The sequence below is a fragment of the Blautia sp. HCP3S3_C12 genome (genome assembly GCF_052064155.1).
GTDB lineage: Bacteria > Bacillota > Clostridia > Lachnospirales > Lachnospiraceae > Blautia_A.
Genome location: NZ_JBQHWC010000048.1, coordinates 1 through 1,004, shown reverse-complemented (window position 1 = coordinate 1,004; position 1,004 = coordinate 1). Strand labels below are relative to the sequence as shown.

The 1,004-nt window shown below is 50.0% G+C and carries 2 tRNA genes and 2 rRNA genes; all 4 read right to left on the bottom strand.

What is annotated here, in order from left to right:
* Positions 1-139 precede the first annotated feature (139 nt).
* Positions 140-213, bottom strand: a tRNA-Ile gene (locus ACTNDS_RS16655).
* Between the two features lie 23 nt (positions 214-236).
* A tRNA-Ala gene (locus ACTNDS_RS16650) sits at positions 237-309 on the bottom strand.
* 5 nt (positions 310-314) lie between these two features.
* A 5S ribosomal RNA gene (gene rrf, locus ACTNDS_RS16645) occupies positions 315-432 on the bottom strand.
* A 71-nt stretch (positions 433-503) separates the two neighbouring features.
* Positions 504-1,004 (bottom strand): 16S ribosomal RNA (locus ACTNDS_RS16640); the annotation flags it as partial.

Here is a 1,004-nt window from a genome sequence, read left to right as displayed (position 1 = left end):
TTATGAGATACTCTCATATCTCTTAACGTTTTGTATCAAGGATATTTGATTAACTTTAATCAAATTTCATGTATGCAGTTTTCAAGGTACAATATAAGGCTTACTCACTTAACCTCACGGCTAAACTTTTATAAGCCAATGGGCTTAAGTGGACTCGAACCACCGACCTCACGCTTATCAGGCGTGCGCTCTAACCAGCTGAGCTATAAGCCCATCTTGAAATCTTTCGATTTCAGTGGAGATGAAGAGATTCGAACTCTCGACCCCCTGCTTGCAAGGCAGGTGCTCTCCCAACTGAGCTACATCCCCATTTGATCTGGCAGCCACCTGCTCTCCCACACCGTCTCCAGTGCAGTACCATCGGCCGCTTAGGTCTTAACCGTCGTGTTCGGGATGGGAACGGGTGTTTCCCCTAAGCGCATCGCTACCAGAAATATCTTTATTCAGTTTCCTTGATAACTCAACAGTAAAACACATTTTTTCTCTACTTTTTCTTACCTTAGAAAGGAGGTGATCCAGCCGCACCTTCCGATACGGCTACCTTGTTACGACTTCACCCCAGTCATCGGTCCCGCCTTCGGCAGCTCCTCCCTTGCGGTTAGGTCACTGACTTCGGGCGTTACTGACTCCCATGGTGTGACGGGCGGTGTGTACAAGACCCGGGAACGTATTCACCGCGGCATTCTGATCCGCGATTACTAGCGATTCCAGCTTCGTGCAGTCGAGTTGCAGACTGCAGTCCGAACTGGGACGTTATTTTTGGGATTTGCTTACCTTCACAGGTTCGCTTCCCTTTGTTTACGCCATTGTAGCACGTGTGTAGCCCAAATCATAAGGGGCATGATGATTTGACGTCATCCCCGCCTTCCTCCAGGTTATCCCTGGCAGTCTCCACAGAGTGCCCGGCCGAACCGCTGGCTACTGAGGATAGGGGTTGCGCTCGTTGCGGGACTTAACCCAACATCTCACGACACGAGCTGACGACAACCATGCACCACCTGTCT